Source organism: Methyloceanibacter sp. (assembly GCF_035650995.1).
In the GTDB taxonomy this organism is placed as follows: Bacteria; Pseudomonadota; Alphaproteobacteria; order Rhizobiales; family Methyloligellaceae; genus Methyloceanibacter.
On the sequence record NZ_DASRGO010000031.1, the window covers coordinates 47,842 to 68,657 of the forward strand.

Here is a 20,816-nt window from a genome sequence, read left to right on the forward strand (position 1 = left end):
CCTCGAACTCCTCGGCCGGAAACGGCTGAGACTTTCTTTCCCGGGCGTCCGCCAAGCTCACATCACCCCAGCGGCGCGACGAGGCGCGCGACCATGTCGCTCATATCGATCCCCTCGGCGCGGGCGGCGAAGGTGAGCGCCATGCGGTGTTTGAGCACGGGCTCGGCGAGGTCGATCACGTCGTCGACCGAAGGTGCGAGCCGGCCCTCGATCATGGCCTTGGCGCGGACGGCGAGCATCAGCGCCTGGCTCGCGCGGGGGCCCGGCCCCCAGGCGATCATGTCGTCGAGCTCCTGGTCGATGCCGGTGCCGGGGCGCGCCGAGCGGACGAGCTTCAGGATGGCGTCGACCACCTTGTCGCCGACGGGCAGCTGGCGCACGAGGCGCTGCCCCACCATCAGCTCCTCGGCGGAGAGGATGGTCTTCAGCGAGCGGTCCTCGACGCCGGTCGTGGCAAACAGCATGCGCCGCTCCGCGGCGGCGTCGGGATAGGTGACGTCGATCTGGAGCAGGAAGCGGTCGAGCTGCGCCTCAGGCAGCGGATAGGTGCCCTCCTGTTCGAGCGGGTTCTGGGTGGCGAGCACATGGAAGGGACGCGGAACGTCGTGGCGTACGCCGGCGACGGTCACATGATGCTCCTGCATGGCCTGGAGCAAGGCCGACTGGGTCTTGGGGCTCGCGCGGTTGATCTCGTCGGCCATCAGGAGCTGGGTGAAGATCGGGCCCTTGACGAAACGGAAGCTGCGGCGGCCGCCGGCATCCTCTTCGAGCACCTCGGAGCCCACGATGTCGGACGGCATCAGGTCGGGCGTGAATTGGATGCGTTTGTTCTCGAGCCCGAGCACGGCGCCGAGCGTCTCGACCAGGCTCGTTTTGGCGAGGCCCGGAACGCCGATCAAAAGTGCGTGACCGCCCGACAAGAGGGTGATGAGCGCGAGGTCGATGACGCGATCCTGGCCGAAAATGATCGAGGCGGTGGTGTCGCGCACTTTCTGGATCTTGGCGCCGACTTCCTCGATACGATCGACGAGTTGGCTCTCGGTGGAAGCGACTGTTGTCATGGCTTTCGTTTCGCTCAATCCTGGTCTGTAGAGAACTATATGGTCAAAGCGCGGGTTAGGCTGAAGCACTCGACGCAAGGATCGGGTCAAATAAAGTCGATTCCGGGCCCACTCCTGCTCTCGTGCAACGTGCTCGGTCGAAGGCGAAACAGGGATGCCTGACCAGAACGAAAGAGACATTCTCGTAGCACTTGGCAAGGTCCGCGGCAAACCGCCTTCGCGGACCTTGCCAAAGCTTAATGTTTGCCCGGATATCGGGCTCAAGATCGCCCGCGATGGGACCTGGTCCTATCAGGGGAGCCCGATCGGCCGGAAGCCTCTCGTCAAGCTGTTCGCATCGGTGCTTTGCAAGGACGACGGCGGCTATTTTCTCGTGACTCCGGTCGAGAAGGTGCCGATTACGGTGGAGGGCACGCCGTTCGTCGCCGTGGAGATGCGGCGCGAGGGAGAGGGCAGGGCGCAGCGCATCTCCTTCCGCACCAATGTCGATGATCTCGTGCTGGCCGATCGCGACCATCCGCTCGGCTTCGAGCGCGACGAGAGGGGAAGCTTCGTACCGTACATCCTGGTGCGCGACGGGCTCACCGCAAGGCTCGCGCGTCCCGTCTATTACGAACTCGCCGCGCTCGCGCTGGCGTCCGGTGGAAAAGAGGGACCAGGCGTGTGGAGCGGAGGCTCGTTCTTCCGGTTCCCCGCCGAGGTTGGGGACCGCTGAGCCCCAGCCACTCGCTTTATGGCCCGGGCGTCGCTATGTTTCGGGGCGCGCGCGCCATCTCGGGCGCGCCGGTTAATGACGTGGCCCCCTCGATGTTGCGCATCGCGCTGATCGACATCTTCCTCTTCTCGCTGCCGTTTCTGCTTTACGGGGCCTATATGGTTTCGGTGAAGGGCGTGTCGCCGGCAAGCGTGTGGCAGGGCGCACCGCTGTTCTGGCTGCTCGCCGCAGGATGCGGCATGCTGCTCGTCGTCATGGCCACGCTCATTCAGTTCTCGGGCGGGAAGCCGGGCGGTGTCTATCACCCGCCGACGGTTCAGGACGGCGTCATCAAGCCGGGCGAGATCGACTGAGGGCGCTATGGCGGAGCCTTCCTCAGAGCGCGCGCCCGCGCCTTCATCGCTCAAGAATGCTGACTGGCTCAAGCGGCCGCAAGTCGTCAGGGTCTTCCAGGCCCTGAGCAAGAATGGAGTGGCGACCCGCGCCGTGGGAGGCGCGGTGCGCAACAGTCTGCTCGGGCTGCCGGTGACCGAGATCGACTTCGCCACAACGGCGTTGCCGGAGCGGGTCATGGCGCTGGCGCGGGCCGCAGACCTGAAGGCGGTGCCGACCGGAATCGAGCACGGCACAGTGACCGTGGTCGCCGACGGCACGCCGTTCGAGGTCACCACTCTGAGGCGCGACGTCGAAACTTACGGGCGGCACGCCAAGATCGCCTTCACCGAGGATTGGGAGGAGGACGCGCACCGGCGCGACTTCACGCTGAATGCGCTCTATGCCGACCGCCACGGCACGGTGTTCGATCCGCTCGGCGGCTACGCCGATCTCGTGGCGGGGCGCGTGCGGTTCATCGGCAAGGCGGAAGACCGCATCAAGGAGGACTACCTGCGCATCCTCCGCTTCTTCCGCTTCAACGCCTATTACGGCAAGGGTCCGCTCGAGCCGGAGGGTGTTGCGGCTTGTGTGAGGCTCCGTACCGGACTCGCGCAACTTTCGGCCGAGCGCATCGCGGGCGAACTGAGACGCATCCTCATCGCGCCCAAGGCCGCGCGCGCGGTCGAGGCCCTGTTCGATCACGGGCTCCTCACCGACCTGCTCGGCGGCGTGCCCCGCATGGTTCGGTTCGAGCGGCTGGTCGCGGTGGAGGAGGCGCTTGGACTTGCGCCCGATCCCGCCCTCAGGCTTGCGGCGCTTGCCGTGTTCGTGGCCGAGGACGCCGAACGGCTCGCCGCGCGGCTCAAGCTTTCCAACGCCGAGCTTTCGGTGCTCCTGCTCGGCGCCAACGATCACGAGCGGGCCGAGCTTCCCGGCGAGGTTGCGGCGCGGCGCTCTCTTTACGAGCTCGGTCCGTGCAAATTCGAGGCGCACCTTCTGCTCGCCGCCGCCGACGAGGGCGCGGCACCAGGGGACGAGCGCTGGCGTCGGGCACTCCGTCTCGCCGACCGCTGGCAGGTGCCCGAATTCCCGGTGCGCGGCTCCGACATCACCGCGCTCGGCGATGTCAGAGGCCCCGAGATCGGGGCCGCTCTGCAACGGCTCGAGGCGGAATGGATCGCCTCGGACTTCACGCTCGACCGCGCGGCGCTGCTCGTGCGAGCGGTCGAGCTTATCCGAACAGCACCCAAGCAAGACCGATAAACGTCGCGGCGAAGGCGAGCGCCACGGGGATGAGGGCGACTTCGAGCAGGACGTCGGCGCCGCTCATCGTGCCGTTGCCGATTCCAATGTCGCTCGTGAGGAACTCGTGAAAGCTCGTGTCGCGCACCGGCCAGCGAGGGTCATGCAGCGAATACGAAGCGAGGAGCAGGAACAGCACAAAGAAGAAGCCGAAAAACAGCGTCACGATGACGAGCAGATAGTCGATCTCAGGACCCCAGGCGAAACTGAGCCAGGTCACGAGAAGGAACCAGAGCGCTGCGCCGAGCGCGATCCTCACGACCATGGGATGAACTCCGGCTTCGCCCGCTTCCATGGAGATGGCGCTGCTTGCTTCGGGTTCGCCCGTTGGCATCGGGGTGCTCTTGGGCGGCGTCTCCGGTTGATGATCGATGATAAGGATGCCGTGCCGCTCACCTGTCGTAGCGCGGTCTGGCATGGCGGGCCTCCAACGATAAGGCCTCCGCGTCGGCCTACGGTTACAATAAGTGGAGCGCAGGATGGTTCCGGAATAGACCGTTTGCCGCGGGTGCGGCGCAAGGGATCCTCACCCGAGGCGCTCGATCAGGGCCATCGCTGCCGCGGGCGCCCTAAGCTTCCCCTCGTGAATGAAGTAGATGAACACGTTGCGGGGCTTCGCCGCGGGCTGATGTGCGGCGTCGACGAGCGGAAGATCGTCAGGAGAGGTGCCCGCGGCCCAAAGACGCGCACGCGCCGCCCAGCGGTCCAATTCGGCGGGCGGGTAGGCTGCGGGAAGCGTGTCGTCTCCTCGTTGCAGGCGCGCATAGACGACATCGCTCGTTATGTCGGCGATGGAGGGGAAGTCCTCGGCCTCGGTGAACACGGCGCCGACACCGCAATCGCGTAACAGCCTGACGAACTCCGGTGTGGCAAAACTCGCGTGCCTTGGTTCGACGACGTGATGCAGCGCCTGCCCGTCGAGCTCGCGTGGCAGATGATCGAGGAATCGCGCGAAATCGTCCTTGTCGAATTTCTTGAACGGCGCGAACTGCCAGAGCACGGGACCAAGCTTATCGCCGAGCTCGGCAAGCCCGGAAGCGAGGAAGCGCTTGATGAAGGCGCCGGTCTCGGCGAGCACCTTTTGCTGTGTCACGAGGCGCGGGCCCTTTACCGAGAATTTGAAGCCGTCAGGCGCGGCGGCCGCCCATTTGCGGAAGCTCGCCGGGGATTGCAGGCGGTAGTGGGTGGCGTTGATCTCGATCGAGGTCAGCCGGCTCGCGGCGTAGGCAAGCTCATCGGCCTGCTTCAGTCCCTTGGGATAGAAGGTGCCGCGCCAAGGCGCATAGATCCATCCCCCGATCCCGACGCGGATCTTGCCTGATGAGGTGTTTGTCTTCGCTTGCGTGTATTCGGCCATCGTCGAAGGTCATGAAGTCCCGGTATAGATGGTTCCCAAATGCTACTTAGCCGGGCGGACTATTTTTGCTCCCAACCCCTTGTTCAAATTTCGAAAAAAATGCTCGTGGCGGCGAACCTAGCTTGCCCCGAGTCGTTGACCCTATGGCTGGGCGTTGTGGCACGACGAACTTGCTAAGGGAGTGTGTTCTATGAAGAGAAATCTAGCCACCCTGGCAGGAGCCGGCGCAATTGCGTTAATTGCGCTAGCGTCGGTGACCACCACTGCATCAGCGAATCTACGCCATTGGGGCTGGGGCCCTGACGTGACAATCGGCGTCGGGCCAGGACCGTATGCATACGACTATTATGGTCCGTATGCCTATTACGACTATGGTCCTGCCATACGATTCCACCGTCATCACGTGTGGTACGGGTACTAATCCAGCCGACCAAGCGGTGTCTTGGAATGGCCCCGAAAGGGGCCATTCTTTTGCTCGGGGGAGTTCATTAGGGGACGTTGAACCGGCAATGTCAGCTTACGGCCGTCAAACGTCGCACGTCGCGGTCACGCCCGGCAATGAAATCAAGAATGGTGCTCGCCACCTCCTCGGGCGCTTCGCGCTGAGGGAAGTGCCCCACGGCAAAGAACTGTCGACGCGAAAAAAGAGCCGCGCCGTGAAGGCGCGGCTCGATTCAGGCGATTCGTTTGAGACGCTTACGCGACTTGACGCGACTAGAAGTCCATGTCGCCCATGCCGGCGCCCGCAGGCATGGCGGGGGCCTTCTTCTTCGGCTTCTCGGCCACCATCGCCTCGGTGGTGATCAGCAGGCCGGCGACCGAGGCGGCATCCTGGAGCGCGGTGCGCACCACCTTGGCCGGGTCGATCACGCCCTGCTTGACGAGGTTGCCGTACTCGCCGGTCGCTGCGTTGTAGCCGTAGGAGTAGTCGTCCTTGTCGACGATCTTGCCCACGACCACGGCACCGTCCTCGCCGGCATTCTCGGCGATCTGGCGGGCAGGCGCCTGGAGGGCGCGGCGCACGATGTTGATGCCGACCTTCTGGTCCTCGTTATCGACCTTGAGCTTATCGAGCGCGATCTGGCTGCGGATGAGGGCCACACCGCCGCCGGGCAAAATGCCCTCCTCGACAGCCGCGCGGGTCGCGTTCAACGCATCGTCGACGCGGTCCTTCTTCTCCTTCACCTCGACCTCGGTCGCGCCGCCGACCTTGATCACGGCAACGCCGCCGGCGAGCTTCGCCAGCCGCTCCTGCAGCTTCTCGCGATCGTAGTCGGAGGTCGTGTCCTCGATCTGCTGCTTGATCTGCGCCACGCGCGCCTCGATGTCGGCCTTCTCGCCGGCGCCGTCGACGATCGTGGTGTCGTCCTTGGTGATGACCACCTTCTTGGCGTGGCCGAGCATGTCGAGCGTGACGTTCTCAAGCTTGATGCCGAGATCCTCGGAGATCACCTGACCACCGGTCAAAACGGCGATGTCCTGGAGCATGGCCTTGCGGCGGTCGCCGAAGCCGGGCGCCTTGACGGCGGCGACCTTGAGCCCGCCGCGGAGCTTGTTGACCACAAGCGTGGCGAGCGCCTCACCCTCGACGTCCTCGGCGATCACCAGCAAAGGCTTGCCCGACTGAACCACCGCTTCGAGCAGCGGCAGGATCGACTGGAGGTTCGACAGCTTCTTCTCGTTGATGAGGATGTAGGGGTTCTCGAGCTCGACGCGCATCTTGTCGGCGTCGGTGATGAAATAGGGCGAGATGGAGCCGCGGTCGAACTGCATGCCTTCGACCACTTCGAGCTCGGTGTCGAGGGCCTTCGCTTCCTCGACGGTGATCACGCCGTCATTGCCGACCTTCTCCATGGCCTTGGCGATCATGTTGCCGATGTCATGGTCGCCGTTGGCGGAGATGGTGCCGACCTGGGCGATCTCCTCGCTCGAGGTGATCTTCTTCGCCTTGCCGCCGAGTTCGGCGACCACGGCGTTGACGGCGAGATCGATGCCGCGCTTCAGGTCCATCGGATTGGCGCCGGCGGCGACCGACTTCGCGCCCTCCTTTACGATGGCATGGGCGAGAACGGTCGCGGTGGTGGTGCCGTCGCCGGCGGTGTCCGAGGTCTTGGAGGCGACCTCGCGGACCATCTGCGCGCCCATGTTCTCGAACTTGTCCTCGAGCTCGATCTCCTTCGCCACGGTCACGCCGTCCTTGGTGATGCGCGGCGCGCCGAAGGATTTCTCGAGCACGACGTTGCGGCCCTTGGGCCCGAGCGTCACCTTGACCGCATTGGCCAGGACATCGACGCCATGCAGCATGCGCTCGCGCGCATCCTGCGCAAACTTCACTTCCTTGGCAGACATTGTTGTCGCTCCGGATTCTCGTATTCGCTTAAGCGGCTTTCCTCTTGGCCTCGACACCCTCGAGCACGCCGAGAATGTCGCTCTCCTTCATGATGAGAAGCTCCTCGCCGTCGAGCTTGACCTCGGTGCCCGACCACTTGCCGAACAACACGCGGTCGCCAGGCTTCACGTCGAGAGGCTGCAGCTCGCCCTTCTCGTTGAGGGCGCCCGGGCCGGTCGCGACGACCTCGCCCTGCTGCGGCTTCTCCTTGGCGGTATCGGGAATAATGATTCCGCCCTTGGTCCGCTCGTCTTCCTCAATGCGGCGTACGACGACGCGGTCGTGCAGTGGACGAAATTTCATCTTGTGACCCTCCTCCAGAATTTTTCGATGGAAGGAGCACGCCCCCCTCGGGCGCACTCGCGCCGCTATTTAGAAAGGCGTTTTGGCACTTTCAAGGGGAGAGTGCCAAGCCGTTAGCAATTTGTCATAACTGCTGCCAACATACTGATTTCATTCGTGAAACGGTCTGGACGCAACTATTTCCGCCGGTTAACACTTGTGTTTCCGAAAAGACTCGAAAAGACCGGCAGGGTTGACCAATGGACCATGCTTTCCTCCACCAGATCGAGGGCTTCTCGCTGACCACGGCGGAGATCCTTTACCGCTTCCCGGACCATCCGCAGCTGTTGCAGACCTACATCTGGCAGGACTACGATCTCGCGCCGAGCTTTCCCAAGCTCACCGACTTCCTCGGGTTCTGGGCGGCCAATCTCGAGGGGGCGCTCTACCGCGTCCGCGTCGCCCATCGGCGGCTGATCGCCCCGGCCGAGTTCACCTTCATCGAGGGCGAGCTCAGGCTGCACTAAGGCTGGACAGGATTTAGACCGGAGCGACCGATACGTTGATGCTGTGCACGGCGCAGCTCTCGGCGAGGTCGGCTTTCCTGCCCGGATTGAGCGCGTTGACGTTGACGGCTCCGTTCACCGTCCACCGGCTCTTGTAGGCGACAAGGACGCCCTTCGGCACGTCCGCCGAAAGCGAGAGCCTGAGCGTCAGCGTGCCGGTCGCATTGCCGAGCTTGACCCGCGTCCCTTGGCTCAATCCTCTCGCGTTCGCTTCGTCCGGATGCATCAGGGCCTCATCTTCGCCGAGCTGCCTCAGAATCTTTGGGTCGTTGCCGAAGCTGCTGTTCATCAGCCATTTCGATGCCGGCGAAAGAAGGCGGAGCTCGCCGCCGGCTGGACGCGGCTCGGCGGAAGGGAACGGCGCGCTTGGCAGGCCGGCCGCGACGAAAGCACTGCCGGCCAACTCGATCTTGCCCGACGGCGTCCGGTAATCGTGGCGCTCGAACTGCACGATCGGCGTGGGCGGATAATCGATCGTGCCGACACGCGCGAGCGCCGCGAAGGTCAGTCCCGGCTTCGCCTGGCCGAGAAGCGTGCCGATCATCTCCGCGTCGCTCTCGAACAGCTCGGGATCGGTCAATCCCATGGCTGCCGCGAGGCGTCTGAAGATCTCCTGGTTGGGCAGGGACTCGCCGATCGGCGGCACGGCCTTCACTTGCGCCGAGATGCTCGCGTTGAAATAGGACATGACCACATCGTCGAACTCGAGGAAGCTCGCGGCCGGCAGCACGTAATCGGCAAAGTTGGCGGTCGCGGTCTGGAACAGGTCGAGAGTGACCTGGAGCAGGTCTTCGCGCTCGAGCGCCCGCCTGAGCCGCCCCTGTTCGGGGCTCGATACGGCAATATTGTTGTTCCAGGTGATGATCGCCTTGGTCTCGGGGGACTCGAGCCGGCTCGCCAGATCCATATGGCTGATCGTCTTTGCGGAGGAGGGCTTCATGTGGGCGGCGGTCAAATAGGCGGCATCAATTCCGCGCGTATCCCAGCCATTGAGATAAAGGAAGCCTGCGCCGTACCGGCCGAGATTGCCGGTGGCAGCTGGCAGAAGCGCCACCGCGCGCATGGCGTTGCCGCCGAAGGTCTGGCGCTGGAAGCCCTGGCCCATCCATAGCAGCGACGGCCCTTCGGCGTAGAGGCGTGCGGCTTCCTCGATGAGCCGCGCGGGCACGCCGGTCACGGCTTCGCCCCATGACGGCGTGCACGCGGCCAGTTGGCATTCGACCTCCTCCCAGCCGAGCGCATGCTCGGCGAGAAACGCGCGATCGATGCGTCCTGCCTCCAAGATGACATTCAGCATGGCGAAGGCGAGAGCGCCGTCGGTGCCGGGATAGAGTTGCAGGTGGATGTCGGCAGCCGCCGCCGTCTCATGGCGGATCGGATCGATGACGATCTTGGGGATGTCGGTCTCGCCAAGCCAATATTGATCGATATGCGGCGCGGAGGTGGAGGGATTGGCACCCCAGATCATCACGCTGTTGGCGCCATCAATCGTGCGCGGATCGAAACCGCGGGTCGATTCTCCATACATCAACTGGAGGGCAACGTGCCCGGCCTTGTTGCACACCGTGTCGGGGTCGACCTCGGTCGCGCCGATGCGATTGAAGAAGCGCAAGGGGAATGTGCCGGCAAGCAGCGAACAGGTGCCGGTGTAGTGGGTGTGCAAAATCGCCGATCCGCCGTCTTCCGCGCGGATCGCATTGAGACGATTGGCAATTGCGCCGAGTGCTTCCTCCCAGCTCACGGGCTGGAATCTGCCTGAGCCCTTGGGTCCGATCCGCCGCAAGGGACGCGCGAGGCGCGCGCTTTCATCGCGCCAGATGCCGTTGTAGCCGATCGAGCATTTGCCGCAGAGCGCGCCGCGGCTCACGTTGTGATCAGGGTCGCCGACCACGTTCACGGTGCCGTCTTTGGCGATCCTCACCGTGATCCCGCACGCGTCATAGCAATCACGCGGGCAGGTGGTGCGGATCGTCGTGGCGTCCCTCATGGCTCGTCTCCTCGAAGACGAACCACTCTACAAATTCAGCGGTTCGCGACCAATCCCGACGGCGCCGCGCTACGCCTCTGCAGCCCAATGCGGGCCACGCCGACGCTAGCGTCCGAAGTCGTATTCGTAGATGTGCGCGTTCTCTTCTTTGAGCACGGGCTTCAGCGAGCGGAACGCATTCGGATAGAGGTAGAAGGGAATGCGCGGGAAGAGGTGGTGGATGAGGTGGAAGTTCTGGAACATATAAAGCCAGTTCACCACCGGCTCGACGATCTTGCCCTTCACCCAGAAGATGTTGGTGTCGCGATAGCGCTCATGCACCTCGTGCGGCTTATGAGTGAGGTAGGCGAAGAAATAGATAATCAGCGCCGAGGCGATGATGTGCGGGAAGATCCACAGCATCAGCACCTCGCGCCAATAGCCCATAAGCGAAAGGCCGATGGCGATGCCGTAGAGCAGCGCGTACATGGTCGCAATATGGATGGCGAGCGGCCGCATGCCCGGAATGTGGGGATGGAAGGCGATGTGGCGCCAGTAATAGCGGTGGTACCAGAAGACGATGGTGAGGCAGCGGAACAGGATGTTGAACGGCCCTTGCACCGCGACCCAGTGATCGGGGTCGATCTCCTCGTTGTTAGTGTCGCGGTGATGGGCGAGATGCATGTAGCGGAACGCCTTGTATTCATGCAGCAGGATGGCGCCGCACACATAGCCGACGAGATGGTTGAGCCAGAGCCATTTCGAGTCCCTGCCGGCGATGTTGCCGTGGCAGGCCTCGTGCAACGGCGTCTGGTCGGCATAGAGGATGAAGCTGTTCAGGATCAGCCCGAGCCAGAGCGGGATGATGCGCATGGTCGCGAGTGTGCAGACGAGGGCAAAGGCCGCGACAATGCCGGCCGCGATGAGGACCGTGGGCCACGCCACCATGCCCTGATAGGGCCGCACGAGGGTCAGCGCCTGCCGGTCTGCGGGGACGTTCGGGGCGTCGCGGGGTGTTTCGATTTCGGGGCCAACGGCAGTGGCAAAATTCATCGTTCTAAGAGTCCTTCTTCAGCCGCCCAAAAACATGCGGCGCCGCTTCCCGCCAACGGCCGGCCGGCGCTCTCATTTGGGACTCTCATCCCGGAACCAACACAATTGTGCGCTGTGAGGTTGCCACGTTCAAGCCACAATGGCCGAAAATCGGGGCGAAGAGTTGCCGCAGGGCTAAAGTCTGCGTCAAAAAGCGTAAGGTTTAGAGGATGTTGGTGCCAAGGCCGCGCGGCCCGCGGCAGTGCGGCACGACGGCGCGCCTAATCGCGTAAGGAGCGTCCGGGCCGGCCGGGGCCGGCCCGATTCGTCAGAAGATAGGGGTCAGAATGCGGCTAACGGCAGAAATACCAGCCGCCATCAGCCCCCTGGAAGTACCCCGTGTTGGGGTTGAAATAGGGGCCGTGGAGACCCCGGCAGTAGCGGTACCAGGCAGGGCTCCATGGCGGCGGTCCGTAGGATGCCGGCCCGTAATAAGCGGGCGGAGGCGGCGGTGGCGCCACATAGACCGTGCTTGGCGTCAAGGCGCTGCCAACAATGGCGCCGATGCCAAAGCCGAGCAGCCCGGCGCCGACGGCATTGCCGTGACCCGCGTAAGCGGGGGCGGAAAGCGTGAGCGCAGCTGTGCTGATCACCGCAGCTGCGGCGATCGTTTTCCAGGTTCCATTGGTCATTGTCGTGTCCCGGTTGTCTAGCGTTTGGCCCGCAAGTGCTCCGGTGCGGGCCCCGAGGTGCCCCAGGGATTGGGATCGGTAAGATTTGCACCTGCTTTTTGGCAAAATAGAGCCCCCGAAGTGAATCACCCGTTAAGGATTAGGCGGGTGATCTGATTGGCGTTTCGATGCGAGAGCGCCGGCGATCGGCGCATTCCTGCGCCTTCCTTCCTGAACGCAGGCTGAACGGATCTCGCTCCCAAGTGCGGGCCAATAAAAAACCGCCGGGCACTGAGGCCCGGCGGCTCGCAATCTTTTGTCAGCGCGCTAGCTGGCGAGCTGGACGTTGGCGGCCTGCTTGCCGCGGCCGCGGCGGTCGTCCTCGATTTCGAAGGAGACCTTGTCGCCCTCGTTGAGGACCGGCACGCCGGACCGCTGGAGAGCGGAGGCGTGCACGAATACGTCCTTGCCGCCGTCGTCGGGCTGGATGAAGCCGAAGCCGCGCGCGTGATTGAAGAATTTCACTGTGCCGTTGACACGAGCCATGGGGGGAATTCCTTTCCCGTTGAAGTTAAACACAAACGGGCCATAGGCCCCGAAAGGGGGCCTGAGGCGTCTTGAGATGTCAGGAAAGGGTCGTGCTCTTCACAGGCGCGATAGTCACTTGCCGTCGTCCAAGTCCGCGCCCAAAGCCTTGGGCGCCCGGTCAGGCAAAGATGGGCGAACCGAGGCCTCTTGGCAAGGCCGAAGTGGTCCCCTTTCGATCACAAACGTCATCCGAATCTAAACGTTAGCTGAACGGGCGCCTCAGGCCGGGTTCAGCCGGAACCCTCTAGAGCTGGCAGCACGGTGGCGCTGGAAGCGCCGAGCTGCCGAGCTTTGGAGGTTCGAGATGTGGAAGATTGTAGCGATCCTGATGCTGACGCTCTCCGTCATGCTTCTCGCCCGCCTCGTCTACAAGGCTCCGACGCTCCAGATGCGTCTCGGCTTGGGCGAGAACGGGATCGCGCTAATCGGCGATGCGGGGACGGCCCGCGTTCCCCCGCTGATGTATGCCGGGATCAGAGGTTAAGGCCACTTGGCCAATGGCGGCATGGAGGAAAGGATCGCCTCGACATTGCCGCCGGTCTTGAGCCCGAAGATGGTGCCGCGGTCGTAGAGCAGGTTGAACTCGACATAGCGCCCGCGGCGAATGAGCTGCTCCTCGCGATCGGCCTCGGTCCATTGCGTTCCCACGTTGCGCCTGACGATCTTTGGATAGATATCGAGGAAGGCGCGGCCGACCTTCTGCGTGAAGGCGAAGTCGGACTCCCAATCGCCTGAGTCGAGATAGTCGTAGAAGATGCCGCCGATGCCGCGCATCTCGCCCCGGTGCGGCAGATAGAAATAGTCGTCGCACCATTGCTTGAAGCGTTGGTAGTCGGCAGAGGGCTCGCCCTCGCAGGCGGCTTTCATCGCCGCGTGGAAGTCGCGCGCATCGGGATCGTCTTGCGTGCGGCGGCGCATCAGAACCGGCGTGAGGTCGCCGCCGCCGCCGAACCAGCCTTTCGACGTGACCACCATGCGCGTGTTCATATGCGCGGTCGGCGCATTCGGGTTCACCGGGTGGGCGATGAAGGAGATGCCGCTCGCCCAGAAGCGCGGGTCTTGCTCGGCGCCGGGGATCTGCTTGGCGAATTCCGGCGCGAAGCTCCCGTAGACGGTCGAGACGTGGCAACCGACTTTCTCGAACACGCGGCCTCCCATGAGCGCCATCACGCCCCCGCCGCCATCGGCGCCGGCGTGGTCCTGGCGCGTCCAGGGCGTCTTCACGAAGCGGCCGGCCGGCTTGCCGTCGCAGCCGGGAAGCCCTTCGGCCTCGTCCTCGACCGCCTCGAGGCTGGCGCAGATCAGCCCCTGGAGCTTCTCGAACCAGGCGCGGGCGCGCTCTTTCCGCGCCGCGCTGAAGTCGTGAGCGGCATGAGACACGGAGGAAGTCTTCTCGTTCATGATAGCCACAAGTTGAAACCAATCCGGCGCGCAGCCGAACAGCCGATTCTTAAGGACCTGGGCAAGAGCTGGGAACCTTGACCCTGATCAAAGGACTGCCTAGCGCAAAATGCTTCTTGAGGCACAGTCTTTGGATAAGCGCCGTCTGCGCCAATTTTGCCCGGCCGATGTGCTGGACAAGTTCGAGCCTGAATGCAAGAAACCACAAAAAAATACCTGCTGGCGCACGAGCCGCGACCGGCACTGGGGAGGTAACAGCTCGAAGGCGAGGACGTGAAACACGGCCGAAGGCGCCGGAGGGAGAGTTCGCCCCTCGTGTGCTCGCGGCTGCGGTGTCGTTTTGGCGAGTTGTGCAAGGAGGCTTGGCAAGGTGGCAGCCCAGGAGACCTCTCTCAATCCCAGTCACGGACCGGATGACGAGCCATCGCGGCGCGACATAATCATGATCGCCGCGACCGGCTTTGCCGCGATCGGCGCCGCGGCGGCGCTCTGGCCTCTGCTCGATCAGATGAACCCAGATTCATCGGCGCTGTCGCTCGCCTCGACCGAGGTCGATATCTCTCACGTCGATACCGGGCAGGCGATCACGGTGATGTGGCGCGGCAAGCCGATCTTCATCCGCCACCGCACCGACGAAGAGATCGCCAAGGCCAAGGACGTGAATGTCGACGATCTCCGCGATCCGCTCGCGCGGAACGCCAATTTGCCCGACAACGCGCCGGCGACCGACGACAACCGTGCCGCCAAGGACCGCGAGCCCTGGCTCGTGATGATCGGCATCTGCACCCATCTCGGCTGCATCCCCAAGGGCCAGGCGGTGGGCGACTACAAAGGCGAGTTCGGCGGCTGGTTCTGTCCGTGCCACGGCTCGCAATACGACACGGCGGGCCGCATCCGCCTCGGGCCGGCACCACAGAACATGGCGATCCCGCCTTACACCTTCACCTCCGACACCAAGATCAAGATCGGGTAGAGCGCCATGGCGCATGAATCGACCTATCAGCCGGCAACCGGCTTCGAACGCTGGCTCGACGCGCGGCTCCCGATCGTGCGGGTGATGCACGATCAGTTCGGCGTGTTCCCGACCCCGCGCAATCTGAATTATTGGTGGACCTTCGGCGGCATCCTCACCTTCATGCTGGTCGCGCAGATCGCGACCGGCATCGTGCTCGCCATGCACTACGTGCCGACGCCCGAGAACGCCTTTGACTCGGTCGAAAAGATCATGCGCGACGTGAACTTCGGATGGTTCCTGCGCTATTCGCATGCCGTCGGCGCCTCGATGTTTTTCCTGGCGGTCTACATCCATCTGCTACGCGGCATGTATTACGGCTCGTACAAGGCGCCGCGCGAGGTCCTGTGGATCATCGGCGTGCTCATCCTGTTCGTGATGATCGCGACTGCCTTCATGGGCTACTCGCTGCCTTGGGGGCAGATGAGCTTCTGGGCGGTGACAGTGATCACCAATCTCGTGTCCTCGCTCGATATGGTGATCAAGGGCCTCGGCACGACGCTCGTGCAATGGGTCTGGGGCGGATTCTCGGTCGGCGCGCCGACGCTCAACCGGCTCTATGCGCTCCACTACCTTCTGCCGTTCGTCCTCACCGGCCTCGTGATCCTGCATATCTGGGCGCTGCATATGCCGGGCAACAACAACCCGACCGGCATCGACGTCAAATCGCCGAGTGAGACGGTGCCGTTCCATCCCTACTACACGATGAAGGACGGCTTCGCGCTCGTCATGTTCGTCATCCTGTTCGCCGCCCTCGTGTTCTATGCGCCGAACTGGCTCGGCCATCCCGACAACTACATTCCGGCCAATCCGCTGCAGACGCCGCCGCACATCGTGCCCGAGTGGTACTTCCTGCCGTTCTACGCCATCCTGCGCGCCATCCCGAACAAGCTCTTCGGCGTGATCGCGCTGTTCTCCTCGATCGCCATCCTGTTCTTCATTCCCTGGCTCGATACTTCCAAGGTCCGCTCGACGAGCTACCGGCCGATCTACAAATGGTTCTTCTGGGCCTTCGTGGTGACCGCGGTCGCGCTCGGCTATCTCGGCTCGCAGCCGCCCGAGGGCTGGTATCTCGTCTTCGGGCGCATCTTCACCGCCTATTACTTCGCCTTCTTCCTGGTGATCATGCCCGTGGTTGGCCTGATCGAGACGCCGAGGCGTCTGCCCGGCAGCATCACCGAGGCGGTGCTCGGCCACGAGGAGAAGCCGCGTCCCGCACCGCCCCCGCCTTCTCAAAGCGCCAAGCACAAGGCCAAGGAGGCGGTGTGATGAATCTCACTACGAAGACTCTCGCCGCATTCCTTCTCGCGCTGGCAATTCCGGGAACGTCGTTCGCCAAGGACCAAGCCCCGGCCGAGGCCGCCAATCAGCCTCCCGAGATCGCAGCTCAGAGCTGGAGCTTCTCGGGGCCGTTCGGCACTTTCGACAACGCCCAGCTCCAGCGCGGCTTCCAGATCTACAAGGAGGTCTGCTCGAACTGCCATTCGATGCGGCTTCTGTCCTACCGCAATCTCGGCGAGCCCGGGGGGCCGGGATTTCCGCCCAAGGCGGTCGAGACGATCGCGAGCCAGGTCCAGATCACCGACGGCCCGAACGGGAAGGGCGAGATGTTCCAGCGCCCCGGGCGTCCATCGGACCATTTCCGCTCGCCCTTCGCCAACGAGCAGCAGGCGCGCAACGCCAATAACGGGGCGCTGCCGCCCGATCTCTCGGTGATCGCCAAGGCGCGGGAAGGGGGCCCCGACTATATCTATGCGCTCCTCACCGGTTACGCCGATCCGCCGGCCGGGTTCACGGTCGCGCAAGGCATGCACTACAACAAGGCCTTCCCCGGGCATCAGGTTGCCATGCCGCCGCCCTTGAGCGACGGGGCGGTCAAATACACCGACGGCACCAAGGGCACGCTCGACAACTATGCGCGCGACGTCTCGGCGTTTCTCATGTGGGCCGCCGAGCCGAAGCTCGAGGAGCGGCATAAGGTCGGCGCGCGGGTGCTGATCTTCCTCGTCGTGTTCGCCGGGATCATGTATCTCGCCAAGCGCACGGTGTGGGCCAAGCTGCATCGCCACGAGGCGCCACATACGGCGTGAGGGCAGCGCCAGATTCCGGCTTTCGCCGGAATGAGGGCCTGTGGCAAGGTGCGCGACCAAACCGACGGATGGTCAATGGCGCGTATCCTGCTCGCTCTCCTCATCGCAGGCGTTGTTCTGCCGGCGCTCGCCGCCGACGAGTCCGAAGGCTATCCGCCGCCCAAGGAGATGGTGCTCCTCACCGTCGGCGGATTGATCGGCAACACCAATCGAGGGGCCCTCGATCCGAAAAAGGACAGCCTGCTTGCCACGCAGAAGGCCTCGTTCAAGAACGGATTTGCCTTCGACCGTCCGGCGCTGCTTGCGCTCGAGCAAGGGGAGGTGACGGCGCAGCCGCCCGAGTTCGATAAGCCTGCGACCTTCAAAGGGCCGTTGCTGCGCGAGATCCTCGGCCATGTCGAGGCGGCCAAGGTCAAGATCAGTTTCACGGCGGTCGACGGCTATACCGGGTGGCTGTCGCCGGAGGACATCGATGCGTCGGACTGGATCATCGCGCTCGAGGCCAACGGCCAGCCGCTCGGCATCGGGCAGCAGGGGCCGCTCTTTCTCATCAACACGCGCGCGCCCGACTTCAAGGCCGACGACGACCACCACGCGCACTGGATCTGGGGGCTGTTCTATATCCACGTCGGCGACGAGTAAGTCTTGGGGGGCAGAATGACCAAAGCAGTGCTCGGAATCATCGGCGGCTCGGGGCTTTACGAGTTGCCGGGGCTTGAGAAGGTGCGCGAGGAGCGCATCAAGAGCCCATGGGGCGAGCCATCGGCGCCGCTCAGGATTGGCGAGATCGCGGGCCTCCCCATCGTCTTCATGTCGCGCCACGACAAGGGCCATAGGCTCTCGCCGACCGATATCAACTATCGCGCCAATATCGACGTGATGAAGCGGGCAGGCGTCACCGACCTCGTCTCGCTCTCGGCCTGCGGCTCGTTCAAGGAGGAGCTGCCGCCGGGCACCTTCGTGCTCGTCGATCAGTTCGTCGACCGCACCTACCACCGCCCGAATTCATTCTTCGGCACAGGCTGCGTGGCGCACGTGTCGATGGCCCATCCCGTCTCGCCGCGGCTCCGCATCCATCTCGCCGAAGCCGCGCTGGCCGAGGGCATCGCGGTCGTGCGCGACGGCACCTATGTGTGCATCGAGGGGCCGCAATTCTCGACCCTCGCCGAAAGCCTGACCTACAAGGCACTCGGCTATTCGGTCATCGGCATGACCAATCTGCCCGAGGCCAAGCTCGCGCGCGAGGCCGAGATCTGCTACGCGACCGTCGCCATGGTCACCGATTTCGACTGCTGGCACCCCGACCACGATGCGGTTACGGTCAACGACATTATCAAAGTGCTGATGGCGAACGCGGAGAAGGCACAGCGGCTGGTGGCGCGGCTCGCCCGCGACTTCCCGCGCGAGCATGAGCCGTGCCCGATCGGCTCCGACCGCGCGCTCGACACGGCGATCATCACCGCACCCGAGGCGCGCGACCCCGAGCTAATCAAAAAGCTCGACGCGGTCGCAGGCCGGGTCCTGAAACTCGGTTAGTGTGCCTCAGGCAGGGGGCAGCGGCAGCGGGTCGCCGCAAGTGCCGCATAGCGTCGTCGCCCAGATATAATAAGCGATGAGCGCAATGCCGAGGGCGAGGGCGGCCGCCACGGTCAGCCTTAGGCGGCGCTTCCGCCGCGCCGCTTCCGCCTTGGCGATGCGGTCGGCTTCCGCCGCGAAGCTCCGATCGATGACATTCATGAGACCCCTCCAAGCAAGGCTCAAGACTACGGGGCGAAGGCGTCCAAATGAGGGCCGCTGCTGGTCGCGTCAAGCGGGAGGGATCGGCACGCCGAGCGCCTGGAGCAGGGCGTTGATGACCGAGATCACGTTCCCCACGAGCCCGGCGATCAGCGCGAACAGGAGACCGTAGAGGATGGCGGCGATGATGATGGCGGGGATCGCCGCGAGCGACCATTTGACGAGAATAGTCACGATCCTGAGGAACGGGACGTCGATGTCGCGGATGACCACGCGGGTCGCCGCCGGATCAGAGCTGTCTGCCATTGCCTTGCCCCCTCCATTTCGCCGCGGCTTCGACTAGCCAGCGGCGCCCGGTTCGACTATAGGCTCAAAGGGCCGATGGGCCGGCGCGCCCGCCGCCCGAGAGCCGGACGATTTCGCGGAGATCCTGCATGAATCTGACTGCCGATATCGATCTCAAGGACCTCGTGCGCACCATACCCGACTACCCGAAGCCGGGCATCATGTTCCGCGATATCACGACGCTGCTCGGTCATGCCAACGGCTTCCGCGCCTGTGTCGAGCAGCTCGTCCAGCCCTTCGTCAATCGCCGGGTGCAGGCGGTCGCGGGCATCGAGGCGCGCGGCTTCATCCTGGGCGGGGCGGTCGCCGACCGCCTGCGCTGCGGCTTCGTGCCGATCCGCAAGAAGGGCAAGCTGCCGGGCAAGGCGATCGGCCAGGACTACGAGCTCGAATACGGGATCGACGTGATCGAGATCCACGAGGATGCGATCGGCGCCAACGACCCAGTGCTTCTGGTCGACGATCTGATCGCGACCGGCGGCACCGCCGAGGCCGCGGTGAAGCTCTTGCGCAAGCTGAAGGCCGACGTGATCGGCGCCGCCTTCGTCATCGATCTGCCCGATCTCGGCGGAGCGGCGCGGCTCGCCAAGCTCGGCGTCGCCTGTCATTCGTTGATCGCCTTCGAAGGCGACTAGAGTCCCTTAATGAATATCGACGGCAAGCACTACCGCACCATCTGGCTCGAAGAGGACGGCGAGACGGTCGGGATCATCGACCAGACCAAGCTGCCGCACCGCTTCGAGACGGTTCAGCTCCGTACCCTCGACGATGCCGCACACGCGATCAAATCGATGCAGGTCCGTGGCGCCCCGCTGATCGGGGCGACCGCCGCCTACGGGGTCGCCCTCGCGCTCCGCGCCAACCCGTCCGACGAGGGGCTCGACCACGCTTGCGAGAGGCTTGCCGCCACGCGGCCGACCGCCATCAATCTCCGCTGGGCGCTCGACGAGATGCAAAAGGCCGTGCGCAACCAGCCGCGCGAGGCGCGCGTCGCCGCGGCCTATGCGCGGGCGGCGCAGATCTGCGACGAGGACGTCGAGACCAACCGCAAGATCGGCGAGCATGGGCTCGGGATCATTCGCGCGCACGCCGAGAAGAAGGGCGGCAAACGCGTCAACATCCTGACCCACTGCAATGCCGGATGGCTTGCCTGCGTCGATTGGGGCACGGCGCTCGCGCCCATTTACCGCGCTTACGATGAGGGCATCGATGTCCATGTGTGGGTGGACGAGACGCGCCCGCGCAACCAAGGCGCCTCGCTCACCGCCTTCGAACTCGGCGCGCATGGTGTGCCGCATACGTTGATCGCCGACAATACCGGCGGCCATCTGATGCAGAAGAAAAAGGTCGATCTCTGCATCGTCGGCACCGACCGCACCACGGCAACCGGCGACGTCGCCAACAAGATCGGCACCTATCTCAAGGCGCTCGCCGCGCGCGACAACGACATCCCGTTCTTCGTGGCGCTGCCCTATTCGACGATCGATTGGAGCCTCGATGCCGGCAGCACCATTCCCATCGAGGAGCGCGATGCGAGCGAGGTCACCCACGTCTCGGGCAGGCTGCCCGACGGGTCGATTGCGAGCGTGCTGATCGCGCCGGAAGCGAGCCCGGCCGCCAATTTCGGCTTCGACGTGACGCCGGCGCGGCTCGTCACCGGCTTCATCACCGAACGCGGGGTGACGCCTGCGACCCGCGACGGGCTCATCACCCTCTACCCTGAGCACCGCAAAGGCCAAGCGGCGTAGCCGGGCATCGTGTAGTCGAGCCTGATGACGCTTCCCCTTGTAGGAGAGCCGCTAGCGCGCGGTGAGGGGTAAGCCCCGAAGCGGCGTCAAGATAAAGATTCATCTCTCGCCTTTACCACCATGCGACTTGCGGCAAGCTCGCGCGCAAGATTGCGGCGGAAAGCCCTCTCCCACGGGGG

Annotated in this window: 24 protein-coding genes; 12 read left to right on the forward strand and 12 right to left on the reverse strand. The window is 64.2% G+C overall.

What is annotated here, in order from left to right:
* Positions 1-62 precede the first annotated feature (62 nt).
* The gene (locus tag VFB18_RS02320; protein WP_324970666.1) at positions 63-1,061 is read right to left on the reverse strand and encodes a MoxR family ATPase; all 999 of its coding nucleotides are present in this window, start codon (positions 1,059-1,061) and stop codon (positions 63-65) included.
* Between the two features lie 154 nt (positions 1,062-1,215).
* Here VFB18_RS02320 and VFB18_RS02325 point away from each other — a divergent pair, with 154 nt between their 5' ends.
* The 3 genes from VFB18_RS02325 to VFB18_RS02335 are packed head-to-tail and all read left to right on the forward strand — an operon-like array spanning position 1,216 to position 3,414.
* Positions 1,216-1,776 carry a DUF1285 domain-containing protein gene (locus VFB18_RS02325; RefSeq protein WP_324970668.1) on the forward strand — a complete coding sequence of 187 codons (561 nt, stop codon included), beginning with the start codon at positions 1,216-1,218 and terminating at the stop codon, positions 1,774-1,776.
* Positions 1,777-1,811: 35 nt separating this feature from the next.
* Positions 1,812-2,129, forward strand: a complete 318-nt coding sequence (locus tag VFB18_RS02330; protein WP_324970670.1) for a DUF6111 family protein — start codon at positions 1,812-1,814, stop codon at positions 2,127-2,129.
* A gap of 7 nt (positions 2,130-2,136) precedes the next feature.
* Positions 2,137-3,414 carry a CCA tRNA nucleotidyltransferase gene (locus tag VFB18_RS02335; RefSeq protein WP_324970672.1) on the forward strand — a complete coding sequence of 426 codons (1,278 nt, stop codon included), beginning with the start codon at positions 2,137-2,139 and terminating at the stop codon, positions 3,412-3,414.
* Here the strand turns inward: VFB18_RS02335 and VFB18_RS02340 are convergent.
* The 4 genes from VFB18_RS02340 to groES all read right to left on the reverse strand — a co-directional run bounded on the left by VFB18_RS02340 (position 3,383) and on the right by groES (position 7,502).
* Positions 3,383-3,871 carry a hypothetical protein gene (locus tag VFB18_RS02340; RefSeq protein ID WP_324970674.1) on the reverse strand — a complete coding sequence of 163 codons (489 nt, stop codon included), beginning with the start codon at positions 3,869-3,871 and terminating at the stop codon, positions 3,383-3,385. The genes VFB18_RS02335 and VFB18_RS02340 overlap by 32 nt on opposite strands.
* A 108-nt stretch (positions 3,872-3,979) precedes the next feature.
* The gene (locus VFB18_RS02345; protein WP_324970676.1) at positions 3,980-4,810 is read right to left on the reverse strand and encodes a DUF72 domain-containing protein; all 831 of its coding nucleotides are present in this window, start codon (positions 4,808-4,810) and stop codon (positions 3,980-3,982) included.
* A gap of 714 nt (positions 4,811-5,524) precedes the next feature.
* Complete coding sequence (groL, locus tag VFB18_RS02350) at positions 5,525-7,159, reverse strand: chaperonin GroEL (RefSeq protein ID WP_324970678.1); 1,635 nt, start codon at positions 7,157-7,159, stop codon at positions 5,525-5,527.
* Between the two features lie 28 nt (positions 7,160-7,187).
* Positions 7,188-7,502 carry a co-chaperone GroES gene (gene groES, locus VFB18_RS02355; protein ID WP_324970680.1) on the reverse strand — a complete coding sequence of 105 codons (315 nt, stop codon included), beginning with the start codon at positions 7,500-7,502 and terminating at the stop codon, positions 7,188-7,190.
* A gap of 239 nt (positions 7,503-7,741) precedes the next feature.
* Here groES and VFB18_RS02360 point away from each other — a divergent pair, with 239 nt between their 5' ends.
* Positions 7,742-8,008, forward strand: coding sequence for an aspartate-semialdehyde dehydrogenase (locus VFB18_RS02360; protein WP_324970683.1), 267 nt, complete (start codon positions 7,742-7,744; stop codon positions 8,006-8,008).
* A gap of 13 nt (positions 8,009-8,021) precedes the next feature.
* Here the strand turns inward: VFB18_RS02360 and VFB18_RS02365 are convergent, their stop codons facing one another.
* The 4 genes from VFB18_RS02365 to VFB18_RS02380 all read right to left on the reverse strand — a co-directional run bounded on the left by VFB18_RS02365 (position 8,022) and on the right by VFB18_RS02380 (position 12,262).
* Entirely contained in the window at positions 8,022-10,034 is a 2,013-nt protein-coding gene (locus tag VFB18_RS02365) for a molybdopterin-containing oxidoreductase family protein (RefSeq protein WP_324970685.1), read from the reverse strand.
* A 105-nt stretch (positions 10,035-10,139) separates the two neighbouring features.
* Positions 10,140-11,066, reverse strand: a complete 927-nt coding sequence (locus VFB18_RS02370; RefSeq protein WP_324970687.1) for a fatty acid desaturase family protein — start codon at positions 11,064-11,066, stop codon at positions 10,140-10,142.
* 332 nt (positions 11,067-11,398) lie between these two features.
* A complete protein-coding gene (locus VFB18_RS02375) occupies positions 11,399-11,737 on the reverse strand; it encodes a BA14K family protein (protein WP_324970689.1) in 339 nt (112 codons plus the stop codon).
* Between the two features lie 306 nt (positions 11,738-12,043).
* Positions 12,044-12,262: a cold-shock protein gene (locus tag VFB18_RS02380; protein WP_324970691.1), complete on the reverse strand. Its 219-nt coding sequence runs from the start codon at positions 12,260-12,262 to the stop codon at positions 12,044-12,046.
* A gap of 346 nt (positions 12,263-12,608) precedes the next feature.
* Between VFB18_RS02380 and VFB18_RS02385 the strand changes: the two genes are divergently transcribed.
* The gene (locus VFB18_RS02385) at positions 12,609-12,788 is read left to right on the forward strand and encodes a hypothetical protein (RefSeq protein ID WP_324970693.1); all 180 of its coding nucleotides are present in this window, start codon (positions 12,609-12,611) and stop codon (positions 12,786-12,788) included.
* Here VFB18_RS02385 and hemF read toward each other — a convergent pair.
* Positions 12,785-13,705 carry an oxygen-dependent coproporphyrinogen oxidase gene (gene hemF, locus VFB18_RS02390; RefSeq protein ID WP_324970695.1) on the reverse strand — a complete coding sequence of 307 codons (921 nt, stop codon included), beginning with the start codon at positions 13,703-13,705 and terminating at the stop codon, positions 12,785-12,787. The two genes, VFB18_RS02385 and hemF, sit on opposite strands and share 4 nt — an antisense overlap.
* 370 nt (positions 13,706-14,075) lie before the next feature.
* On the opposite strand from hemF, the gene petA reads away from it, so the two are divergent.
* From petA to VFB18_RS02415, 5 genes are all read left to right on the forward strand, one after another.
* Positions 14,076-14,678, forward strand: a complete 603-nt coding sequence (petA, locus tag VFB18_RS02395) for a ubiquinol-cytochrome c reductase iron-sulfur subunit (protein ID WP_324970698.1) — start codon at positions 14,076-14,078, stop codon at positions 14,676-14,678.
* Positions 14,679-14,684: 6 nt separating this feature from the next.
* Complete coding sequence (locus VFB18_RS02400) at positions 14,685-15,986, forward strand: cytochrome b/b6 (protein ID WP_324970700.1); 1,302 nt, start codon at positions 14,685-14,687, stop codon at positions 15,984-15,986.
* Positions 15,986-16,807, forward strand: a complete 822-nt coding sequence (locus VFB18_RS02405) for a cytochrome c1 (RefSeq protein ID WP_324970702.1) — start codon at positions 15,986-15,988, stop codon at positions 16,805-16,807. Before VFB18_RS02400 ends, VFB18_RS02405 begins: the two co-directional genes overlap by 1 nt.
* A 75-nt stretch (positions 16,808-16,882) precedes the next feature.
* Positions 16,883-17,449, forward strand: a complete 567-nt coding sequence (locus tag VFB18_RS02410; protein WP_324970704.1) for a hypothetical protein — start codon at positions 16,883-16,885, stop codon at positions 17,447-17,449.
* A gap of 15 nt (positions 17,450-17,464) precedes the next feature.
* Complete coding sequence (locus VFB18_RS02415; protein ID WP_324970706.1) at positions 17,465-18,343, forward strand: S-methyl-5'-thioadenosine phosphorylase; 879 nt, start codon at positions 17,465-17,467, stop codon at positions 18,341-18,343.
* A 6-nt stretch (positions 18,344-18,349) separates the two neighbouring features.
* Here the strand turns inward: VFB18_RS02415 and VFB18_RS02420 are convergent, their stop codons facing one another.
* Together VFB18_RS02420 and VFB18_RS02425 are read right to left on the reverse strand one after the other, a co-directional pair.
* Entirely contained in the window at positions 18,350-18,544 is a 195-nt protein-coding gene (locus tag VFB18_RS02420) for a hypothetical protein (protein WP_324970708.1), read from the reverse strand.
* 69 nt (positions 18,545-18,613) lie between these two features.
* Positions 18,614-18,850, reverse strand: coding sequence for a hypothetical protein (locus VFB18_RS02425; RefSeq protein WP_324970710.1), 237 nt, complete (start codon positions 18,848-18,850; stop codon positions 18,614-18,616).
* Between the two features lie 134 nt (positions 18,851-18,984).
* On the opposite strand from VFB18_RS02425, the gene VFB18_RS02430 reads away from it, so the two are divergent.
* Positions 18,985-19,524: an adenine phosphoribosyltransferase gene (locus VFB18_RS02430; RefSeq protein WP_324970820.1), complete on the forward strand. Its 540-nt coding sequence runs from the start codon at positions 18,985-18,987 to the stop codon at positions 19,522-19,524.
* A 9-nt stretch (positions 19,525-19,533) separates the two neighbouring features.
* Positions 19,534-20,637 carry an S-methyl-5-thioribose-1-phosphate isomerase gene (gene mtnA, locus VFB18_RS02435; protein WP_324970712.1) on the forward strand — a complete coding sequence of 368 codons (1,104 nt, stop codon included), beginning with the start codon at positions 19,534-19,536 and terminating at the stop codon, positions 20,635-20,637.
* Positions 20,638-20,816 lie beyond the last annotated feature (179 nt).

Coding starts and splice junctions, on each gene's coding strand:
- VFB18_RS02320 (WP_324970666.1), bottom strand. CDS start 1,061: ATGACAACAGTCGCTTCCACCGAGAGCCAACTCGTCGATCGTATCGAG.
- VFB18_RS02325 (WP_324970668.1), top strand. CDS start 1,216: ATGCCTGACCAGAACGAAAGAGACATTCTCGTAGCACTTGGCAAGGTC.
- VFB18_RS02330 (WP_324970670.1), top strand. CDS start 1,812: ATGTTTCGGGGCGCGCGCGCCATCTCGGGCGCGCCGGTTAATGACGTG.
- VFB18_RS02335 (WP_324970672.1), top strand. CDS start 2,137: ATGGCGGAGCCTTCCTCAGAGCGCGCGCCCGCGCCTTCATCGCTCAAG.
- VFB18_RS02340 (WP_324970674.1), bottom strand. CDS start 3,871: ATGCCAGACCGCGCTACGACAGGTGAGCGGCACGGCATCCTTATCATC.
- VFB18_RS02345 (WP_324970676.1), bottom strand. CDS start 4,810: ATGGCCGAATACACGCAAGCGAAGACAAACACCTCATCAGGCAAGATC.
- groL (WP_324970678.1), bottom strand. CDS start 7,159: ATGTCTGCCAAGGAAGTGAAGTTTGCGCAGGATGCGCGCGAGCGCATG.
- groES (WP_324970680.1), bottom strand. CDS start 7,502: ATGAAATTTCGTCCACTGCACGACCGCGTCGTCGTACGCCGCATTGAG.
- VFB18_RS02360 (WP_324970683.1), top strand. CDS start 7,742: ATGGACCATGCTTTCCTCCACCAGATCGAGGGCTTCTCGCTGACCACG.
- VFB18_RS02365 (WP_324970685.1), bottom strand. CDS start 10,034: ATGAGGGACGCCACGACGATCCGCACCACCTGCCCGCGTGATTGCTAT.
- VFB18_RS02370 (WP_324970687.1), bottom strand. CDS start 11,066: ATGAATTTTGCCACTGCCGTTGGCCCCGAAATCGAAACACCCCGCGAC.
- VFB18_RS02375 (WP_324970689.1), bottom strand. CDS start 11,737: ATGACCAATGGAACCTGGAAAACGATCGCCGCAGCTGCGGTGATCAGC.
- VFB18_RS02380 (WP_324970691.1), bottom strand. CDS start 12,262: ATGGCTCGTGTCAACGGCACAGTGAAATTCTTCAATCACGCGCGCGGC.
- VFB18_RS02385 (WP_324970693.1), top strand. CDS start 12,609: ATGTGGAAGATTGTAGCGATCCTGATGCTGACGCTCTCCGTCATGCTT.
- hemF (WP_324970695.1), bottom strand. CDS start 13,705: ATGAACGAGAAGACTTCCTCCGTGTCTCATGCCGCTCACGACTTCAGC.
- VFB18_RS02400 (WP_324970700.1), top strand. CDS start 14,685: ATGGCGCATGAATCGACCTATCAGCCGGCAACCGGCTTCGAACGCTGG.
- VFB18_RS02405 (WP_324970702.1), top strand. CDS start 15,986: ATGAATCTCACTACGAAGACTCTCGCCGCATTCCTTCTCGCGCTGGCA.
- VFB18_RS02410 (WP_324970704.1), top strand. CDS start 16,883: ATGGCGCGTATCCTGCTCGCTCTCCTCATCGCAGGCGTTGTTCTGCCG.
- VFB18_RS02415 (WP_324970706.1), top strand. CDS start 17,465: ATGACCAAAGCAGTGCTCGGAATCATCGGCGGCTCGGGGCTTTACGAG.
- VFB18_RS02420 (WP_324970708.1), bottom strand. CDS start 18,544: ATGAATGTCATCGATCGGAGCTTCGCGGCGGAAGCCGACCGCATCGCC.
- VFB18_RS02425 (WP_324970710.1), bottom strand. CDS start 18,850: ATGGCAGACAGCTCTGATCCGGCGGCGACCCGCGTGGTCATCCGCGAC.
- mtnA (WP_324970712.1), top strand. CDS start 19,534: ATGAATATCGACGGCAAGCACTACCGCACCATCTGGCTCGAAGAGGAC.